This is a genomic window from Dyadobacter sp. CY261, from assembly GCF_021440085.1.
Taxonomy (GTDB): Bacteria; Bacteroidota; Bacteroidia; order Cytophagales; family Spirosomataceae; genus Dyadobacter.
Genome location: NZ_JAKCPW010000019.1, coordinates 1 through 18,321 on the forward strand (window position 1 = coordinate 1; position 18,321 = coordinate 18,321).

Here is an 18,321-nt window from a genome sequence, read left to right on the forward strand (position 1 = left end):
AATCTGGGCTTTTTTCGTTTTAGAGCGCCATATTTGGTAGTTCAGTTGGTTAAAATACATGTCCGGCCCGCGCAGGGTGTCACGCATGGGGTCGCAGGTTCGAGTCCCGCCGGAGTGCCGGCCCGTCCAGACCGCAGAAAGCTCAGAGAAATCTGGGCTTTTTTAGTTTTAGAGCGCCATATTTGGTAGTTCAGTTGGTTAAAATACATGTCCGGCCCGCGCAGGGTGTCACGCATGGGGTCGCGGGTTCGAGTCCCGCCGGGATCACTTGAAGAATTAACAAAAAGCATCAAAAGCCTGCAAATCAAACGATTAGCAGGCTTTTTTCTTTTCCGGATATGCCAAAATATTCAATTTTCCACAAATTTTTGGTGAGTAATTCGGTGAGTTCGAAGATTTGCAAATTTTACTCACCAGAATCGGTACAACTCATTGTGTAACAACCTGTTTACGCCGTAAACATCTTGTGCTGATTAGGCTTGCAAGACTACTTTTGTTCAACTTTTTAACCTGAAAAAGGGTATGAAAACAAAGATCAGTCTGCTTTTCTATTTGAAGAAGCCGAAAAATTATCAAAAAGGGCCAGTGCCGATTTACCTGCGAATTACGGTTGAAAGTAAAAGAGCCGAATTTACAACCGGGCGAGAATGTGAGCCCAGCCGCTGGAATGCGATTGCTGGCAGAGTGACTGGTGCGAAAGAGGCCGTGAAGTCTGTTAATGCCTATCTCGGCAATCTCGAACAGCAATTGTTAGATGCCCATGCTGCTCTGGTTCGTAACGGAGCATTGATAACGGCGGAAACGATCAAAAACAAATATCTAGGCGTCGGCCCCAAACAGCGGCTATTGATGACTGTGATAGCTGACCATAACGAGCGAATGAAGGCATTGATTGGCTAGGAATACGCGATCGGCACATTCAACCGCTATAAGGTTCTTGAACGTCACACCGTGGCATTTTTAAAGAGGGATTACAGCACGACTGATTTTGACATCAGCCGCATAGATTTTGCTTTCATAGCCGATTACGAGTTTTATCTCCGCTCTGTCCGCAAGATGGGCAACAATGCTGTGGTGAAACACATGAAAATGTTCCGCAAGATTGTCAATATCTGCCTGGGTAACGGCTGGATGAATCTTGACCCGTATCTAAATTTCAAAGGCAAATTTAAAAAAGTTGACAAGGCGATCCTGACCAGAGCTGAACTTGACCTGATGGCCAGAAAAGAGTTCGCTAGCGATCGGCTTACACAAGTTCGCGACACCTTTCTGTTTTGTTGTTTCACCGGCCTGGCCTATTCGGATGTCCAGGAGCTCGGAAAAAGCCAGATTGCAAGGGGAATTGATGGTGAGCAATGGATTTTCAGCCAGCGTAGGAAAACGAATGTCAAGTCCCACATTCCGCTGCTACCGGAAGCGCTTCAAATTATTAACAAATACAAAGATCATCCGTTCTGCGAATCTCGCGGACTGGTATTGCCAGTTCCGAGCAATCAAAAGATGAATGATTACCTAAAAGAGATTGCCGTGATCTGCGGGATTGACAAGGTTCTTACCTCACACGTTGCCAGGCATACGTTCGCGACGACAATTACTTTGCAAAATGGTGTGCCGATTGAAAGCGTATCTAAAATGCTAGGGCATACGAACATTCGTACTACGCAGATCTATGCAAAGATCTTGGATACGAAGGTCAGTGAAGATATGCAGGCTTTGAAGGGGCGGCTTTCGAAAAGGTCAGGCACGGAAGGTTAGCGCTGCACCTTCTCTCTCACGACCCCTCCTTTTTGGTGATTGTTGCACAACATACCGACGATTTTAAAGCCTTTGTCGGCCAGGCTGCCAAAGGCTTTGTTATAAATTACTAGTCGACTCAATTAGATGGAACGCTAAAATAAGACTGGCTACGGGAGCCTAGCAGCCGGATTTATGCTGCTTATAGCAGTGTTAGGCCATTTAGACAAAGCTCGACTTTGTATTTAAGCAGTTTCTTGAGGTTATAAGCAATGGCGGCCATGATCATACATTTGTTTGCCTGCTTAATACCCTTTGTATTTATCCTACCCATTCCGGTATAATTGATTAGTGAACCAATTACCGGCTCCACAGTACTGGAACGAAGCTTTTTGAATAATTTGGCTTTATCGCTATTCATTCGTTTGTGCATCTGATCATACAGCGGTTTATCGAGCGAGTGCTTGATCCTCCTTGTACCCATATAATTCACACACATACTTTTAATCGGGCAATTCATACAGTCTTCTGGACTGGTCCGGTAGATTTTTCTTTGAAGCTTCTTGTTTTTACTAAGCTTTTCGTAACATCTAAATGTGGCATGCACCCCGTTTTTGCAAGTATAGCGGTCATTTTCAAGATCATAAATAAACCCTTCTTCTAGTCTGTCCTTTTTGTAACTGGCAATATTAGGAATGTAACCTTCAATGTTGTGGTCTGCCAATGAACGCATGGCTTCTCCACTACTGTAACCCGTATCTGCCAGTATTTCTTTAACCTGGATATTGTGCTCCTGCATATTTCCGACAATCCTTTCAAGTATTTTGGCGAGGCTGACATTATCGGCTGCATTTCCTGGAAAAGCGCCTATATAGGTAATAAGATGGCTTGCCGTATCAACACTGACCTGACTACGATAATACAAGCCCATCGGTTTTCCTGGCTTCATTGTTATACGGGCATCCGGATCCGAAGGGCTATAATGGCTTTCATTTGACGCAGGGGCTCGTTTAGTGCTACCTCTATTATCTTTACGAATTAGTTTCTCCTGTCCTGCAATCTCTTCATCAATATTGTCAGATAGCTCTTGGCTGTATATGCTGGCATCGGCCATAACCTGTTTTTCAACCATCTTGTTGATCGAGGCATTTGCCCGTATGAGAGCACTATCAACAGCCTGACGTTTTCCAGAGATCAAACCATGGTCAATGCATAGTTTTAACACTTGTTTAAACAAGGCAACAAACTGGTCTTCGCCATAAAGTTTGCGCGTACGGCTAAGCGTTGAGTGCCAGGGGAATTCTTCATCCAGATCATATCCCAGGAAAAACAAAATATCCATCCGCATCCGCGACGTGCGTATTATCCGTCTGTCACTGGTAAGATTTTCAAGATAACCCACCAGCATCAGTTTCATGAACACGACCGGATCAATACTCTTTTGGCCTTCACTTCCATAATAGTAAGCAGTACTTTTGTATAAGAACCGAAGATCAAGTATCTGGCTTAACTGGCGGTAGAAGTTATCAGCCGGAACATACTCTGAAAGCTGAAAATTGATGAACAATCGTTCCTGTTGTATCTTTTTTCCTTGCATATCCTGAAGTTAATCAAAACCAGAGTTTTAACCAATACTTCCAAAACCTTCTCTAATTCATAAGTCACAGAAAATCAAGCGGGATTTAATTCATTTGAGTTGTGCAACAATCACTTTGTGAGAGGGGATCGCGAGAGAGAAGGTGAAAAATTGTATTAAATTCAAAATATGTAGTTAAGTAGCAATAATGGCCCTATTAACAAAAAATGTCATACCCAAAAATGTAATCGTTGATGTGCAGACTGACTTTATTTTTATATTGTTGCTGAAACTGTCACTACCTCTATGAATAAAAAAATTTTATGGATTGCCTCGCTAATTTTGTTGGTTTTCATTTTGGCATTACAAGTTGTATTTCACCCGGCCTCTGCTCCCGGCATTGAAATTAATCGATCCTACATGGTCGTTTTGGATGCGTTCGGAACTATCTTAACTTATTTCATTTTTGCGTCGGTGCCAGCATTCGTCCTATCTTTTGCTCCTTATAAGGGTTGGACATTTGGCCAAAAATTCAAGGCTTTACTTCCAATTTTGACCTTTTTAGTCTTCTTTGTATTTGCCCTAATGCTTGGTTACATGGAGTATCAGTCCCAAGTCAACGGTGTTAAGTTTGGGCCAACCCGACTGAATTAGTCAGGTCTATATGTAAATATTTCACGACGAATTCCTTACAACTTTTCGTGACGGGCAGCAAAGGATTGCCTCTTACCCGCAATCGGCCAGATGTCAGTTTGTGTTACAAACTAATCTGGCCGCCCAGACGCTCCGAAGTCGCTGACGGGAGAGTTTTATAAATATTTCATGGCTTGTAAAAACGACCGGCTAAGCAGTCCAAGATGATCTAGCTGGTTTTTTACTTTGTATTGTAAGTTTAGTGGGACATAAAAATTGCTGACTTAGAAGGATCGAGACCATTAAAAGACAGTATTGAATATAATCAAAGGCCTAATATCATTTGGCTGATTCCAATAAACTATTGGAACGGAATGTAAAAATTAGGCTTAATCGTACCTTTATAATCTTTTATGAGCAATTGATGATCCCGACTCACTTTCCTAGTTATTATGAAAAATGATATATCTGTAATTTTCGTTTTGATAACCCTGGCCGGATGCACAAACCAGCCCAAAATCAGTATATCCTTTAATTTTAATACAAGTGCAAAAGACCTGAAAACACTTCGTGTGAATTTTAAAAACAATTCTAGCTCCGACCTAATTCTATTGAACATGGGCAGAGTGAAAAAAATTGGTAACAAACACCCGTGTGGGGCCATCAGGTTGGATGATTTTACCAAAATAAGTTCTCATGAGGAGGGTGATTGTAATATCAACCGGGGTAGCAAACTTTTTTCCTACCAGAAAATTGAGCCATTCGATAAAATTGCCTATTTCAATCTGAGGGAGGAGCTGATAGCATTTCATTGGTTTGATGAGCGACATGACCTATTCGCCTACATGGATTCTACGGAAAATAGAGCTAATGCTTTCCCTTCTTTTATATTAACAAAGGCAGGCACAACTACATTTGTCGAATATGCAATCGACAACAGTCTATCAAAGGAGGACAGCGGAGACTATATGGTTTTTTGGGCTAGCAGAGAAGAAATTGATGAAATCATATCGCCTAGGAATATTAATAAGTATAAGCTTGGAGACGTACTATTCAATTTAAAAGAACACAGGTACTACAACGGGCCTTTGGAAGTTGACCCTCTGACATTCAATTTGTGATATTTAGCTTTATAAAGCCCAAAAGCTCAACCCAATTCGCTTGCCGCTTTTATGACTTAATAACAGCTCAGTTTAGGTATATTGGTTTTTCCTATCTTTGATCTAATTGCAAGCCAGTCACCACAATTTGGTGAGTGACAAGGTGAGTAGAAGATTTAGCAGGGCACAAGCAACTGATAAACAGTTTGTTATCTCAAAAAGTATGATCCCAGCGGAGTGCCGGCCCAGCCAGACCGCAGAAAGCTCAGAGAAATCTGGGCTTTTTTCGTTTTACAACCTATCCATCACCCTGGCAAAGTAATCGTAAACTCCGTTCCTCCTCCTTCTTTCGACTGGACGTCGATGGTTCCGCCACATCCTTTGGTAATAATATCATAGCTCAGTGATAAGCCGAGACCGGTGCCTTGTCCTGTTGGTTTTGTCGTGAAAAAGGGCTGGAAGATTTTGCTCCGAATGCTTTCCGGGATACCATTGCCGTTATCATTGACTCGGATGATCGTCTCTCCAATCAATTTACGGGTGCTTACCGAGACTGTCGGCTTGTATCCTTCGGCTGTGCCGGTTTTCTGCTTCTGATGCACGGCGTAAAAAGCATTGTTTGCCAGATTCAAAATAACCCTTCCTATATCCTGCGGAGCCAGCATGATCTTCCCGAGAGCCGGGTCGAAATCTGTTTCAATAGCAGCTTCGAAGGATTTGTCTTTGGCTCGCAATCCATGGTAACTTAACCTGAGGTATTCCTCGGCAAGTGCATTGATGTCGGTAGGCTCTTTCTGGCCGCTACTGGCTCTGCTGTGTTGCAGCATGCCCTTTACAATGGAATCGGCCCGCTTACCGTGCTGGTTGATCCGCTGCATGTTCGCGGTAAGATCGGCCGCAATGGCCTTTACCTCGTCTGTGTTTCCCTCATCGAGCCCAGTTTGCATCTCCTCCAACAGCTCAATACTGGTCTCGGAAAAGTTATTGACAAAATTGAGCGGGTTCTGGATTTCGTGCGCAATGCCCGCCGTTAGTTCTCCCAGGCTGGCCATTTTTTCGGATTGGATTAATTGCGCCTGTGTGGATTTCAACTCGTGCAGCGTTGCCTCCACCTTTTTTCGTTCGGATTCGATGACAATGTTCTTTTGCTGTAATTCTTTGTAGGTATGGTTGAGTTTTTTTCGGTTGTGGTTAACAATCAACAATATAATACCCAAAGACACCAACCCGGCAAATGCCGAAAATGTCAGCCATTTTTGTTTAAGGTTTTTGCGGTTGAGATCGTCTTCCTTTCTTGAAAATTCCAGTTTGGCGTCGTATGTCGTAGCAATGCGCTCGCTTTCGAGGTTTCGAAGGCTGTCGGAATAAATTTTGAATGCCTTGAAATAGGAGAGGCTATTCATGCCATCGCCCATCTTTTCATAGGTAGTGGACACAATTTCGTTCGCATCACGCAACAACTGCGTATGTCCCATATTTTTAGCTAATCGCACACCTTCCAGCCCATTATTTAAGGCTTCTTTCAAAAGTCCCTGGCGGAAGTACACGCGTGCAAGGCCGATCAACGCTTTGCAGGTAGATGTGCTGTAATTGTGCTGCCGGGCTATTTTCGAGGCTATTTCGAAAAACGCAGCGGCCTTGTCCAGGCTGTCCATGCGGTAATAGGTGCTACCCAGCGAATGGGACACGATCGTCAGCATTTCCGGGTTATTCTGGCGGGTAGCCAAGGCGCGGGCGAGGTTAAGGTTTTCAAGCGCCTCAGGCAATGCGTTTTGCTCGATATTTATCTCTGCGATATTATTATAAGCGAGCACAATCCCAATGGTATCAGCCATTTCACTGGCGATCGCCAATGTTTGGCGGTACGTCTTTTCCGACTCCTTCAATTTCCCCTGATAGAAATGGATAATCGCGATGTTGTTCAATGTGCTGCCCGCCACAAAACGATCACCAATTTCATTGGCAGATTGAAGTGCCGCGTAAAACTCGTTCAACGCAGCCGTATAGTTCCCCTGGCTCATATATATCAGCCCGATATTGTTCCGAATGCCGGGAAATGCATTCTTGTAATCGATGCTCTGTGCCTTTTCGTAGCTTTTCCGGTACCAGTTCAATGCATTGGTATAGTCGCCTTTTGTCATATAAGCATTACCGGTGATCTTCAGGGCTTCGGTTTCCCCCTTGCCATAGCCGACCCTTTTGCAGTCCGGAATGTTGGTCTGAACCATTTTAAGGGCGCTATCGGGGTAACTGTCGGCATATAAAAAGGCGATCTGATTAACCACATTCAGGTAGGCAGTGTCGGAGTGGTAGTTCTGAACTTTTCGCAATCGCGACTGCTTTTCCCGCAATTGGTGCAGATTGCCGGTCTGGCTGAAGGCCCCGGTTGGAAAGCAGTACCAGAGGAAAGCAATCAAAAGGGCAATTCGGGTCAACCGGTCCATGAAAAGATATGACAAAATGATGAGGAGGAAGGAATAAAACGCTAACTTGTCGTAAATCAACAAGATATGATGACACAAATTACAAACAAAATCAAGATGTGCGGTTCCCTCGCCGCCATGTTGCTTGCTTCATGGATGTTCGTTTCCTGCGGCAATGCCCAAAAGACAGAAGCTACCGAAGCGTCGCCGGCTACCGACACCCTTGAGACATTGACGGCACCGGATAGTTTGAACGAACTGGATTCTAACGCCAAAGTCCGTCCGGAACCCCGGAAGACCCGATGAAAAGGAAAGTAAAGCGGGGCGGGTCGGGATTAAGGCACGCCCTTGCAATATTTCTAACGATTCTGCTGCTCTCTGCCGGACGGTATTCTTTTGCTCAGACTTATTTTTATTTTGAAAATAAAATCATATATCCCAACGACTCTTCGCTGACTTTCTACACGCTGATGAGCTTTTACAGCAACGGCAGCGGTCTCGCGACAGTAAAATATAAAGACCCATCTTCCGGAGAAAACCGGCTTTTCGAAATTAGCCTCCTCGATTCCGCTGGCGCAGATGTAAGCAAGCAACGTTACCTGGTCCAGAGTGGGGAAGCCTTGCCAATAGAAGGTTTTGTCGATTCGAATTACGTTTCTCCCAAATTTGTATTTCAAAAGAAAAAAGAGGGCGATCAGACGTTTTTTGAGCCTTCCGCGCTGATGTATCAATGGCCGGACGGAAGCTGGCACTCCTCCGAAATGCTGATGAACAAGCAAATGGATAGTCGGGAGCTGCGGGGGGAAGACGCACTTGTACTTTTTTTCTACGACTCCGACAGCGATTTCTATAACCGTTTGCATGCTGTGCGGTCAACTCCTCCAAGTGCTACCGCAAGAAAGGAAAAATTCTATCTGATTACCGTTATCAATTCGCTGGATTCTACCATCGGAGCGAGTGCGGATAAGGACATGAGAAATGTAGTCCGTCTTTTCACGCAGGTGGCGCAAGATATGGAGATGGAAATCCGGGTTCAAAGAATTATGGACAAGGATTTTAGTAAGATGTCGGTGGAAGTTGCCCTGGCAAAGCTGCAACCTTCGCCGATTGATGTCGTCCTGTTTTATTACAGCGGCCATGGTTTCAGGTATTCCAATGATGCCAGTTTGTATCCCCGAATGTCTTTCCGGACGAAAAGTTATGCCGATCTTGACAAAAATAATCTCAGCCTGGAAGCTGTCTACAAAGTTCTGGTAAGGAAAAAAGCAAAAGTAACGCTCGTACTTGCCGACTGCTGCAATGAAGATATCGGTGTGCCTGTGCCGCTGGCAGAGGAATTTATCAGGATGAAGTCGTCCAACCGCAAGCCGCCATTGAATAAACAGCTTTGCAAAAAGTTGTTTTTCCCGCCCAAGCCGGTTTCTATCCTGATTGGGGCGGCGGACAAAAACCAACTGGCGGTTTGCAGCAATGAGCTGGGCGGGTATTTCACGCATTCACTGACATCAGAGCTGGAAACGCAGTTTTATCAAAGCTTTTCATCCGAAGGCACCTGGCGTAGTATCCTGGCGGCAAGCAGGAAAAAAGCATTCAACCGATCCTTGGAAGCTGCCTGCGAAACCAGGGACGGAAAGGTTGATCCGCGTACGGGAAAGCCGTTTGCGCCATGCCTGCAAATGGCGAGGTTTGCGGTGGTTCCTTAGTATCAGTCTGGAATGCGGTAATCCAGCGCGCTCACCCAATGTTCATAGGTTTCGGATTTATAATCGATGGCTTCGAGTTGCGCGGCGTATTGCTTTTTCAGCTTTTTCCATTCTGCCGACGCACGCATTGCGGTCCACGCAGGATCGGTGTTCAATACATAGCCAAAGTTGAAACCGGTTTCGAGGGCCTTTTTTAATGCAATAAGCGCCTTTGAGTTCTGCTTAAGCAAAGCATTCATTCGGGCAATGGAGTAATAGCGGTTGAACGCCGCTTCTTTTACGCCGTCATCAACCATATCTCCGGGCTTTTCAGTGGGTATCAGCTGAAGGTGATGGAGCGCCTGGATATTGTTTCCTGTCAACCAGTTTACTCTTGCATTTAACATAGGAATGGGCGGCTTGGAGGAGTTACCTATGATTCTCGCCGTTTTCAATAGCCTGAATGCCTGATCGCGCGCTCCGCTGAGGGCGTAGCATTCTGCCAGCTTGATATTTTGTTCAGGCGTGGTCAGATTAAGCCGGTAAAGAATTTTAAGTTGATCCATGGCAAAGACCGATTCGTAGATCGAAAAGCTATAATCGATGATTTTGTTGCGAAGCGCCAACCCGGGTTCCTGCTGACCGAGGAGTGTTTTGTACGCTTGCATGGCGGCTTGTCCATTTCCCATCCAGGCGTTGAGGTCTGCGATGGCTTCGAGCATTTTCGGGTCCGGTTGTAAATCGCCGGATAGCGTTACGGCCAATTCAAGGTTTTCCAATGCACTTTTAACCGGGTCGTATTTGGGAGTAGGGACAACAACTTGCTCGTCTATGCCTGGCAACGTGAAGCTGATTTCGATATTGTTATCACTTGTTTCGTCCATCAAAGCAAAGGGATAGGCATAGTAGTTGATGTTTTCATAAACCGCTTTGTATCGTTCGGGGGGCGTTTTTTGGAACGCGAGCCGGAGCCGGCTGTACAAGAACATACCTGCCTTTTGCTGCCAGTCGGACTCACGAGGGAAAATTCGGAGCATTCTTTGATAAAAAGCATAAGTGTAGGCTTCTGCCGTGCGATTTATAGCCAGCCAGTAAAAGTTAATATCGATGCCGCTGATCAGCTGAAATGGTCCTGAATTTGTCTGAGTATGCCGGACATTACCTGCTTCCCTGTTCTGCCTTACCTGTTCAAGCAGTGTTTTTTCAGCCATCAAATAATTTCCTGATCTTTCGTACAGATTTGCCAGTTTAATATACCCACCCATTTGAATAGGGGATTCGTAGCGGGATATAAGCGCTTCGTAACCCCCAAATTTTCCTTCGAAAACCATTTGCCGAAATGCATCTGGCGCCGTGCCCGGTGGTGTTTTCAGGTCTTTGAAAGTCGCCTGGTCGAGTTGCCGTCGATTTTCGATTTTGCTGATGAGGGAATATTCTTCCGATGCCTGGCTGATCTTTCTCTGATGCTCGTAAGTACTGCCCAGCAAGTAATGATCTTCCAGCAGATCGTATTGGTAAGGAAGATGGACCACTGTTAAACTGTCGGGATTGTAATCCAATTTTAACTCAGGTTTAAGCAATGCGATCATGGCAGAATCGGATTGGTAGGAGCGCACCGCCTCCAAAAAGAGCAGCTCAGCTTCCCGCCATTTCTGTTTTGTATAAAGTAATTTGCCCATATAATGATAGGCCAGGTGCAAACCGCCGCTCAGCTCTTTTGTGAGTGTTTCCAAAGTTTGCAAAGCCGCATCCGGATTTGACTTTATCTGGCGCAATGCATTCATGAGCTTCGGGTAGGGAGTTTCCGCGGGAGTTGCAGAATCACCTGGAACATCGCCAGATCCTGTCTGCCTTACAAATAGCGTAGGTGGCCCGCCCAGTTCTACGCCATAAGTGAAGCTTTTGTCATTGATTGCAAAATCCTTCTTGCGCGAGTACGCGGCAGCCAGAAACCAATCGGCCTTTTTATAATCGCCTGTGCGGATATATAAGTCTCCCAACCTTTCATAAGGGAGGAAATGGATATTGTTTTTTGAAATAGCCTTTTGGAAATAGCTTTCAGCAGCGAAGAGGTTGCCTTGTTTGGCCATTACCAGCCCGGCATTCATGAACGTATAGGAAAGGTCGTTTTGCAAAGAATCCGCTACTCGTACGGCGAACGCGGCTTTTTTCAGGTTACCGGTAGCCAGGTTCAGCCTGATCTGATTACTCCATGGTATGGCCCACGTGGGGGCGTATTCTTTGGCGGTGTTGAATTCGCGATCAGCCAGAACATATTGCTTGCTGCGCATGTAAAGGTTGCCTAGTTCATTGTAGATGTAAGCGGCATACGGTTCCAGTTTCATCGCCCGCTGTTGCGCCCGTATCGCACGGGTGAGTAATGCCGGGCTATTCGGCCACGTGGCCATTTCGAGTCGGACAATGAGTCCGGAAATGTAAGCTTCCTGAACGGCAAGTAATTGATGCAGATAATCCTGCTCCGGGGTGATTTGTAATGCAATGCGGAGCATTTGAATAAAATCACCGTACCGGCGATCCCCGGTATAATAGTATTGCCGTTTTTCCAGCTCAGCCACGTCGCCTTCCAGGTAGGCATTCACCATATCCTGTGCGATACCATGCACGGTTTGGATAAATCGATCGTTGAAGCGGTTTGCGAGGGCTTTACTTCTCAACAGCTGGTTTTTAAGCAACAGAAGTGTGTCGGTATCTGCAAAAGAATAGCTGCCGGTATTGTCGGGGTCTGTAAACATGAGGGAGTCTTCCTGTCTTTTCAACCGTTGTTGGTAGGCAATGCAATCGTTGATAATTTTCAGTGGCAGACTATCCCTGGATATTTTGCCGTAAGTAGCAAAGTGCAACTTGTTTTCGATGGGTCCGGTCTGCATCAACCTGAAAAAATAATCGATGGGCTGCTTTGCCAGGGGTTTAAAGGTTCTTGATAAGGACTTAAAATAGTTTTCGTCCTGAGTTTCGTGCGATGTTGTACCGTCCGGTTCACCGGTATTTACAACGGCCATTGGTTGATTGGGATTTCCAGCCAGCACGGGGCGTTGCTTATATGCATTACGGATCAATGCTTTGTCGGAAGCGAAGGCCGAGTCGAGGTATGTACCCAGTTCTCTCAACTGTATCGTGTCGTTGTGATTGCGGTCGGCGTGGCCATTCAATCCTTTCAAAAGATAATAGGAGAATACGCCGCGGCCGCCCCCCCAGTAATTGCCTTCCGCCGCCTTTTCATCGACGCCGCACGCCGCCAGTCTGACCTCGTTGTTCAATATCAATCTCAACTGGTTGGCTACTAATTGCCTGCCCTTATAATAATCCCCGGCCAGCTTTCCTGTATGGCATGCGTCGGTAACCAAAACCACCGTGGCATTGCTTTGGGCAGAAAGATGGTTTGCTACCTTATTCAGGTCTTCGATGGTGATGGCATTGTTGCGGTAGTTGTTTGGGGGAGAATTGTAACCCAGCAGGTAACCCAGGCTAAAAGTGTTCTGTGTTTCGACATCTCCGTGACCGGAAAAATAGAAATAGGCCTTATCGTTTTCGGTGCAGCGCTCCTGCAACCAGGTCAATGCGCCGTAGATCTCCGCTATGGTCGCATTTTCATTTAGCAATAACCTGATATTATCAACCGGTACATTTCCTCCTGCTTTGGATTGCAGATATGCCGCAAACATCGTCGCGTCCTTATCGGCAAATTGGAGGGTCGAAAGGGCCGTGTTCTGATACTCGGAGATCCCCACAATCACGGCATAAGTATTCTCTCGGCCGGTGTTGTGCTGTGCCAGGCTATGATGACCGGCTGTGATGCAGATAGTCCATAGCAGAAAATGTTGCTTCCAGCAATTCATAAACCGTTTAACTTAGAAAGAGGGCTTGAAACCGATTGATAATTAGAATTTTATCAAGGTATTCATATTGTTAAATTTAAAATATTTAACCTGATAAAATGAAAATTATATTCTGGCTTGCTATTGCGCTTGAATCCGGCGGGCTTACTTATTTTGTCCGCAAAGCCTGGCTACTGTCGAGAGCTGACCAGCGCTACGTTTACCCGGAGCATTACAGGCAGGTCTTGTACCCGATTCTGGTGCTCTCATTGTTGATTATTGTGAGCCTTCTTGTCAAATATTATTTCCAGTCGGACAAGTCAGCCACGTTTGTGGCATTGCTTCCTGTGATCATGTTGGTGCTTGCGTTGGTGGGGATGATCGTTGGGACGATCCTGGTGGGAGGAAAATGGCACTGAATGGCTTTAAATGGATATAAAAAAACACGCAGGTTTCAAAATGAACCCGCGTGTCAAATTACACTTCATCAACAAACTAAAAACCAAATAAAACTAATACGAAAAAAATCGCTTGTCAAGTTTTTTTTGCTGTAGGAGGGGGATTCGAACCACCCACGGTGCGGTTAGCTACGGTACAAATACTGTTGGTGGTCCACCCCAGTCGACTTGCGTCGGCATTATGCCGCGTTTATCCCTTATTCACCACCCCCGAGACAGGAGGGCATGGCTGCCAATTTCATCACCCTACAATGTGAACTTATCCGAGTAAAGAGCCGTTATTGGCTTCTTTTCTCAATTTGGTTCTGCAAAACTAAAACTTCTGTTCTGAATTATAAAATATTTTCATTTAAAATTGTCAAAATTTACAATTCTTTCATAATTTGGATTGCATCATTACGAATAATTCAAACTTTTAATTCAGAATGCAAAAATATTCAGATATTGATAGTACTGATCTCCGCATCCTTTCCCTACTGATCGAGAACGCCGCGTTACCGTACACGGAAATCGGGAAGCGGGTCTTTGTCTCCGGCGGGACCGTCCATGTCCGTATGAAAAAGCTCGAACAGATGGGGGTCGTCAAGGGCTCGCAACTGGTAATCGATCCCACTAAACTGGGGTGGGACATCAGCGCTTTTTTGGGAATCTACCTCGATAAAAGTTCGTTATACGAGCAGGTCGCCACGGAGCTCGAAGGTATTCCGGAAGTTGTAAACATTCATTATACAACGGGTATTTACAGTATATTCATTAAAATCGTGTGCAGGGATACCGGGCACCTTCGCGAAATACTTCACGACAAGATTCAAAAAGTAAACGGGATTCAGCGGACCGAAACATTTATCTCGCTTGAAGAACGCATTAATCGCTCTATTCCACTGTCGGAAAGCTAGTTACAAATTTCCCTTGAATGCATTAAAATAAATTGGTAGATTTGCGTTGTATATATAAAAAACTTATATATATTTGCTATATAAAAATTTCACTCATGGAGAATAACACAACGAGTAACGAGTATGTACGGGGTACACTAAAAACCATCGTGTTGAATTTGCTGGCAGAACACGACCGGATGTATGGTTATGAGATTACCCAGGAAGTAAAAGACAGAACAGGCGGAGCCATTGCCCTGACATTCGGAGCGCTCTATCCCGTACTCCATAAATTGGAACAGGAAGGGTTGCTGCTCACGGAGTCGGTAGAAGTAGACGGCCGCCTTAGAAAATATTATTCCCTGACGCACCGCGGAAATGAAACCGCCCGAGCTAAGACCAATGACTTAGAGCGTTTTCTAGATGCTGTACGATTGCTGCTGGCCCCCAGGAACCTGGCAACTGAATAAACCACAGTTACATGGCTAATCTCTAAATAGATCGATCTATGAAACGCCTTCAGGAAAATCGCATTGACCAAATAAGCAAATATTTGCAGGCAAACAAGCTGGACCCGGAATTGCTTCCGGAGATTCTCGATCACCTGGCTTGTGAAGCGGAGGAAAATCTTTGGGACGGCAAACCATTCGAGCAGATCTACCAGGATATGGTAAAGGCGGCCGATGCGCAAACCCTCCTGAATTTGAGTGTTGATCATCAAAATCTATTAGCCATGGAAAAATCTTTGAATGACATCGTCTTCGAGAACCGTAACAAATCTTACGGTGCGTATGATCTGAGAAAAGGTTACGGACAGACTATTCAGCGGTCGGTTGTAATGGGTGTAGCATTCTTTCTGCTGCTGGTGATGTTTCCGAAACTGTATGCCAAGCTTATTCCCGATCCCAAACCAGATGATATAGCCTGGAGTGTAGAGGCGAAGCCGGTAGATATCAGAGTAGAAGAGCTTCCCAAGCCGCCACCGGTGGATGAAGAAATAGCTCCCACGCCCAAGACGGTGAAGTCGCTGACCCCGGAAGTGCTTCCCGATAATCAGGTTGAAATTGAAAACCTGCCGCCAGCTATAGACGAGCTGGATCATGCGCAGCCCTCCACTGAGACAGCGGATGGAATTGAAAACCTGGATGTGATTGTACCGCCAGTCGAGAATGCCCCGACGGCTAAATCGGAGGCGACCGGCGCGGAACCAAAAAAAGAAGAAACGTTTATTGTTGTGGAACAGTCGCCACAATATGCAGGTGGTAATGAAGCGATGGCTTCCTTCCTTAGGAAGAATTTGAAATATCCCAGACCTGCGTCACAGGCAGGCATTCAAGGGAAAGTGTATGTACAATTTACAGTAGGTTCTGATGGAAAAATAGAGAATGCGTCCGCAATCAAGGGCATCGGGTTCGGTTGCGATGAGGAGGCGGTGAGAGTGGTGAGCATGATGAAAGACTGGATGCCTGGTAAGCAGGCCGGCGTTCCTGTCCGCGTAAGATTTACCCTGCCGATCGCATTTCAACTGGATTAATCATCGCCCAATTGCGTAGATGCCTCCCTGTTATTGAAGAAAATCCTCGCTTCGGCGGGGATTTTTTCGTTTTTTTGTACCATTAACACCTTTTGCCAGCGGTGCTCGCTGCGTTAGTATTTATGAATAACCATTTCAGTGTGAGTAATTAATGTACGCAATCGTTGATATAGAAACAACCGGAGGAGGAGGAGCTGCGCGCATTACCGAGATTGCTGTTTTCCGGCACGATGGTGCCAGGATCGTCGAATTCTTTCACTCGCTGATCAACCCGGAAATATATATTCCACCCTTTATCACACGTTTGACGGGTATAGACAACGAAATGGTGAAAGATGCTCCGACCTTTTACGATGTGCAGGACGCAGTGCGCGCCATGACGCGCGACGCGTGGTTCGTAGCACATAATGCAAAATTTGACTATGGCTTTATAAAAAGGGAATTTGGCGCGATCGACGAATATTTTCAGCGGGATCTGCTTTGCACGGTCCAGTTGAGCCGGAAAATTTTCCCAGGATTGAAATCATATAGCCTTGGAAACCTTTGCCAAAGCCTTGAAATCCTCATTGAAAACCGGCATCGCGCCCATGGGGACGCCGAAGCCACCGTGCGGCTCTTTGAAAAACTGCTTCTGCACGACCGGCAAAATCTAATCCCGATCAATCTGTACCAATAAACGTCGCGCTCTGATATTCATGGAATGGTTTTTGAAGGTTAGTTAATATTACTAACCTAAATGATTCCTTCTCATGAGAGCTTACATCAATCTTCTGTTAATCCTTCTCTTGTCATTCACACTTACTAGTTGCGAACTCATTGGCGATATTTTCAAAACCGGCGTTTGGACGGGCGTAATCCTCGTAGTAGGTATTATCGCGGTAGTAATTTGGCTGTTGGCCAGGGCATTTGGAGGCAGGTCACGCTGACGTGCTGAAAAAGGACGTGTTTTGAGTATAAAAAATGCGCTGGCGCTTGCTTCTGAAAAAACTCCGTTTCATCTTTGCACACCTTAAATGAGGGCAGGACGTTCGAATGAGGGCGTCGGCAACATTTGAAATTGGGGGATTAGCTCAGTTGGCTAGAGCGCTTGCATGGCATGCAAGAGGTCGTCGGTTCGAATCCGATATTCTCCACAAAGTGCCGCTTCTGATATCAGGAGCGGCACTTTTGCTTTATTGGCGAGGATCGACGGAGAGCCCCTTAGTGCACTTTTTCAATTCCCAAAACCCTCGCATCGAACTGCTTTTCAATTGTTATCCGAATGCCTTTTCCCTGCAATTCCTTCCCACTGAAAACACCCATATCTTTTCCATCCTCAGGAGAGAAAAGGCGATAACGACTGGCTGATTCGGCAAGCGGGAAAGGGAAAGTGCGTGAGGTCTCGACGGAGCCGTTTCGGAAGAAGAACAGCACACCGCCCTGCTTTTCTTTATTGAATTTATAGGTACCGTCCCAGTTGCTCATTGTCGGCCGCTGGAAAATGTCGGAAACATAGGAGAAGCGTGTGAACTGGTATTTTTTATCCATCATTTTAAACCATGTATTCCATTTCAGATACCATGGTTTAAGTTCCTGCGGCAGTTTCCGACTGTCGCCGACGAGGATGGGCTTTACGGACGCAAGCGAAAGGAATGTGTATTTGGAATAAGGCGAATCCATAAACTGATTGCCGATCAGGTTGGTTGCTACGGGAATTGCCCGGCCACGGTCGAATGCCATCTGCCGGATGTTGATCGGGCCTACGGGCGGGTCGTCGTCGTAATTGGTGAGCCAGTCGTAATCGGCGTGTTCGATCAATGCGTAATCATTGATGTAATACTCGCCCCAAACTTCGTACGTACAATCGACGAGCAGGTCGGGAAATTCCTTATGCAGGTCGTCGAAAAGCTGCAACGCCTTTTCGTAGATCGCATAGTAGGAGCTTTCGCGGTCTTTGTAGCTTTTGCCTTCGGATTTGTAATCGCCTTTTTTGGAATAATCGAGCACATAAGCTGAGTTGGCCATGGCGAGGTCGAGCTTAATATAGGCAAGGTCGTTTTCACGAATGTGCCTTTTAATTTTTGCTAAAATATAATCGTAGTAACCCGACGCCAGGGACATGGTGACGCCACTTGCTGGATGCCATTGCCCGTTCGCGTCAAGGTATGTTTGGTGTATTTAAATAAACCGTTCGCGCCATTGCTGGTCGCAGATGTGCCGTTAATCGTAAAATAAAACTCCTCCGAGCCAGGGCGGCTGTAATCTTTGTTCGTCAGAAGATGCTGGAAGCGCGATGTGTAAAAAGAATTATCACTAAACGTGAATTTTCTTTCCAGGAACCTGTTTTTAACGACAAGCGAATCTTGTGAAATTGCGTTGCACGGAGCAAGGATCGCCAGTACGGCAATCCGGATGAAATGGTTGAACATAGTAATGTGTATAGTTAATATTTACTATTATACTAACTATGGATTAGCCATAGTTTAGATTG

17 protein-coding genes and 1 tRNA gene are annotated in these 18,321 nt (G+C 45.6%); 13 read left to right on the forward strand and 5 right to left on the reverse strand.

Annotated features, from left to right (window positions below):
• The first annotated feature begins 522 nt into the window (after positions 1-522).
• Together LZD49_RS31320 and LZD49_RS35875 are read left to right on the forward strand one after the other, a co-directional pair.
• Positions 523-900, forward strand: coding sequence for an Arm DNA-binding domain-containing protein (locus tag LZD49_RS31320; RefSeq protein WP_234672085.1), 378 nt, complete (start codon positions 523-525; stop codon positions 898-900).
• A gap of 9 nt (positions 901-909) precedes the next feature.
• On the forward strand, positions 910-1,755 hold the full coding sequence (locus LZD49_RS35875) for a site-specific integrase (RefSeq protein WP_310590518.1): 846 nt from the start codon (positions 910-912) through the stop codon (positions 1,753-1,755).
• A gap of 181 nt (positions 1,756-1,936) precedes the next feature.
• On the opposite strand, the gene LZD49_RS31330 is transcribed toward LZD49_RS35875, so the two are convergent.
• Positions 1,937-3,331, reverse strand: coding sequence for an IS1182 family transposase (locus tag LZD49_RS31330; RefSeq protein WP_234672087.1), 1,395 nt, complete (start codon positions 3,329-3,331; stop codon positions 1,937-1,939).
• Positions 3,332-3,616: 285 nt separating this feature from the next.
• Between LZD49_RS31330 and LZD49_RS31335 the strand changes: the two genes are divergently transcribed.
• Together LZD49_RS31335 and LZD49_RS31340 are read left to right on the forward strand one after the other, a co-directional pair.
• Positions 3,617-3,964 carry a hypothetical protein gene (locus tag LZD49_RS31335; protein WP_234672088.1) on the forward strand — a complete coding sequence of 116 codons (348 nt, stop codon included), beginning with the start codon at positions 3,617-3,619 and terminating at the stop codon, positions 3,962-3,964.
• A 431-nt stretch (positions 3,965-4,395) separates the two neighbouring features.
• Entirely contained in the window at positions 4,396-5,064 is a 669-nt protein-coding gene (locus LZD49_RS31340) for a hypothetical protein (protein WP_234672089.1), read from the forward strand.
• Between the two features lie 284 nt (positions 5,065-5,348).
• On the opposite strand, the gene LZD49_RS31345 is transcribed toward LZD49_RS31340, so the two are convergent.
• On the reverse strand, positions 5,349-7,487 hold the full coding sequence (locus LZD49_RS31345; protein ID WP_234672090.1) for a tetratricopeptide repeat protein: 2,139 nt from the start codon (positions 7,485-7,487) through the stop codon (positions 5,349-5,351).
• Positions 7,488-7,553: 66 nt separating this feature from the next.
• Here LZD49_RS31345 and LZD49_RS31350 point away from each other — a divergent pair, with 66 nt between their 5' ends.
• On the forward strand, positions 7,554-7,772 hold the full coding sequence (locus tag LZD49_RS31350) for a hypothetical protein (protein ID WP_234672091.1): 219 nt from the start codon (positions 7,554-7,556) through the stop codon (positions 7,770-7,772).
• Positions 7,769-9,169 (forward strand): caspase family protein, encoded by a 1,401-nt coding sequence (locus LZD49_RS31355; protein ID WP_234672092.1) that lies wholly within the window; start codon positions 7,769-7,771, stop codon positions 9,167-9,169. The genes LZD49_RS31350 and LZD49_RS31355 overlap by 4 nt, the downstream gene beginning before the upstream one ends.
• Before the next feature lie 2 nt (positions 9,170-9,171).
• On the opposite strand, the gene LZD49_RS31360 is transcribed toward LZD49_RS31355, so the two are convergent.
• Positions 9,172-13,005 carry a caspase family protein gene (locus LZD49_RS31360; RefSeq protein WP_234672094.1) on the reverse strand — a complete coding sequence of 1,278 codons (3,834 nt, stop codon included), beginning with the start codon at positions 13,003-13,005 and terminating at the stop codon, positions 9,172-9,174.
• 98 nt (positions 13,006-13,103) lie between these two features.
• On the opposite strand from LZD49_RS31360, the gene LZD49_RS31365 reads away from it, so the two are divergent.
• The 7 genes from LZD49_RS31365 to LZD49_RS31395 all read left to right on the forward strand — a co-directional run bounded on the left by LZD49_RS31365 (position 13,104) and on the right by LZD49_RS31395 (position 16,984).
• On the forward strand, positions 13,104-13,403 hold the full coding sequence (locus tag LZD49_RS31365; RefSeq protein WP_234672096.1) for a hypothetical protein: 300 nt from the start codon (positions 13,104-13,106) through the stop codon (positions 13,401-13,403).
• A 464-nt stretch (positions 13,404-13,867) separates the two neighbouring features.
• A complete protein-coding gene (locus LZD49_RS31370; RefSeq protein ID WP_234672098.1) occupies positions 13,868-14,338 on the forward strand; it encodes an Lrp/AsnC ligand binding domain-containing protein in 471 nt (156 codons plus the stop codon).
• 95 nt (positions 14,339-14,433) lie between these two features.
• Entirely contained in the window at positions 14,434-14,787 is a 354-nt protein-coding gene (locus tag LZD49_RS31375; RefSeq protein ID WP_234672101.1) for a PadR family transcriptional regulator, read from the forward strand.
• A gap of 38 nt (positions 14,788-14,825) precedes the next feature.
• A complete protein-coding gene (locus LZD49_RS31380) occupies positions 14,826-15,851 on the forward strand; it encodes an energy transducer TonB (RefSeq protein WP_234672103.1) in 1,026 nt (341 codons plus the stop codon).
• A 151-nt stretch (positions 15,852-16,002) separates the two neighbouring features.
• Positions 16,003-16,527 (forward strand): PolC-type DNA polymerase III, encoded by a 525-nt coding sequence (locus tag LZD49_RS31385; RefSeq protein ID WP_234672105.1) that lies wholly within the window; start codon positions 16,003-16,005, stop codon positions 16,525-16,527.
• A gap of 73 nt (positions 16,528-16,600) precedes the next feature.
• A complete protein-coding gene (locus LZD49_RS31390) occupies positions 16,601-16,777 on the forward strand; it encodes a hypothetical protein (protein ID WP_234672106.1) in 177 nt (58 codons plus the stop codon).
• A 133-nt stretch (positions 16,778-16,910) separates the two neighbouring features.
• A tRNA-Ala gene (locus tag LZD49_RS31395) sits at positions 16,911-16,984 on the forward strand.
• Between the two features lie 67 nt (positions 16,985-17,051).
• Here the strand turns inward: LZD49_RS31395 and LZD49_RS31400 are convergent.
• A complete protein-coding gene (locus tag LZD49_RS31400; protein ID WP_234672108.1) occupies positions 17,052-17,951 on the reverse strand; it encodes a hypothetical protein in 900 nt (299 codons plus the stop codon).
• Positions 17,915-18,259, reverse strand: coding sequence for a hypothetical protein (locus tag LZD49_RS31405; protein ID WP_234672109.1), 345 nt, complete (start codon positions 18,257-18,259; stop codon positions 17,915-17,917). The genes LZD49_RS31400 and LZD49_RS31405 overlap by 37 nt, the downstream gene beginning before the upstream one ends.
• Between the last annotated feature and the right edge of the window lie 62 nt (positions 18,260-18,321).

What these genes read in the sequence shown, in the direction of transcription:
- LZD49_RS31320 (WP_234672085.1), top strand. Translation starts at nt 523, where the DNA reads ATGAAAACAAAGATCAGTCTGCTTTTCTATTTGAAGAAGCCGAAAAAT.
- LZD49_RS31330 (WP_234672087.1), bottom strand. Translation starts at nt 3,331, where the DNA reads ATGCAAGGAAAAAAGATACAACAGGAACGATTGTTCATCAATTTTCAG.
- LZD49_RS31335 (WP_234672088.1), top strand. Translation starts at nt 3,617, where the DNA reads ATGAATAAAAAAATTTTATGGATTGCCTCGCTAATTTTGTTGGTTTTC.
- LZD49_RS31340 (WP_234672089.1), top strand. Translation starts at nt 4,396, where the DNA reads ATGAAAAATGATATATCTGTAATTTTCGTTTTGATAACCCTGGCCGGA.
- LZD49_RS31345 (WP_234672090.1), bottom strand. Translation starts at nt 7,487, where the DNA reads ATGGACCGGTTGACCCGAATTGCCCTTTTGATTGCTTTCCTCTGGTAC.
- LZD49_RS31350 (WP_234672091.1), top strand. Translation starts at nt 7,554, where the DNA reads ATGATGACACAAATTACAAACAAAATCAAGATGTGCGGTTCCCTCGCC.
- LZD49_RS31355 (WP_234672092.1), top strand. Translation starts at nt 7,769, where the DNA reads ATGAAAAGGAAAGTAAAGCGGGGCGGGTCGGGATTAAGGCACGCCCTT.
- LZD49_RS31360 (WP_234672094.1), bottom strand. Translation starts at nt 13,005, where the DNA reads ATGAATTGCTGGAAGCAACATTTTCTGCTATGGACTATCTGCATCACA.
- LZD49_RS31365 (WP_234672096.1), top strand. Translation starts at nt 13,104, where the DNA reads ATGAAAATTATATTCTGGCTTGCTATTGCGCTTGAATCCGGCGGGCTT.
- LZD49_RS31370 (WP_234672098.1), top strand. Translation starts at nt 13,868, where the DNA reads ATGCAAAAATATTCAGATATTGATAGTACTGATCTCCGCATCCTTTCC.
- LZD49_RS31375 (WP_234672101.1), top strand. Translation starts at nt 14,434, where the DNA reads ATGGAGAATAACACAACGAGTAACGAGTATGTACGGGGTACACTAAAA.
- LZD49_RS31380 (WP_234672103.1), top strand. Translation starts at nt 14,826, where the DNA reads ATGAAACGCCTTCAGGAAAATCGCATTGACCAAATAAGCAAATATTTG.
- LZD49_RS31385 (WP_234672105.1), top strand. Translation starts at nt 16,003, where the DNA reads ATGTACGCAATCGTTGATATAGAAACAACCGGAGGAGGAGGAGCTGCG.
- LZD49_RS31390 (WP_234672106.1), top strand. Translation starts at nt 16,601, where the DNA reads ATGAGAGCTTACATCAATCTTCTGTTAATCCTTCTCTTGTCATTCACA.
- LZD49_RS31400 (WP_234672108.1), bottom strand. Translation starts at nt 17,951, where the DNA reads ATGTCCCTGGCGTCGGGTTACTACGATTATATTTTAGCAAAAATTAAA.
- LZD49_RS31405 (WP_234672109.1), bottom strand. Translation starts at nt 18,259, where the DNA reads ATGTTCAACCATTTCATCCGGATTGCCGTACTGGCGATCCTTGCTCCG.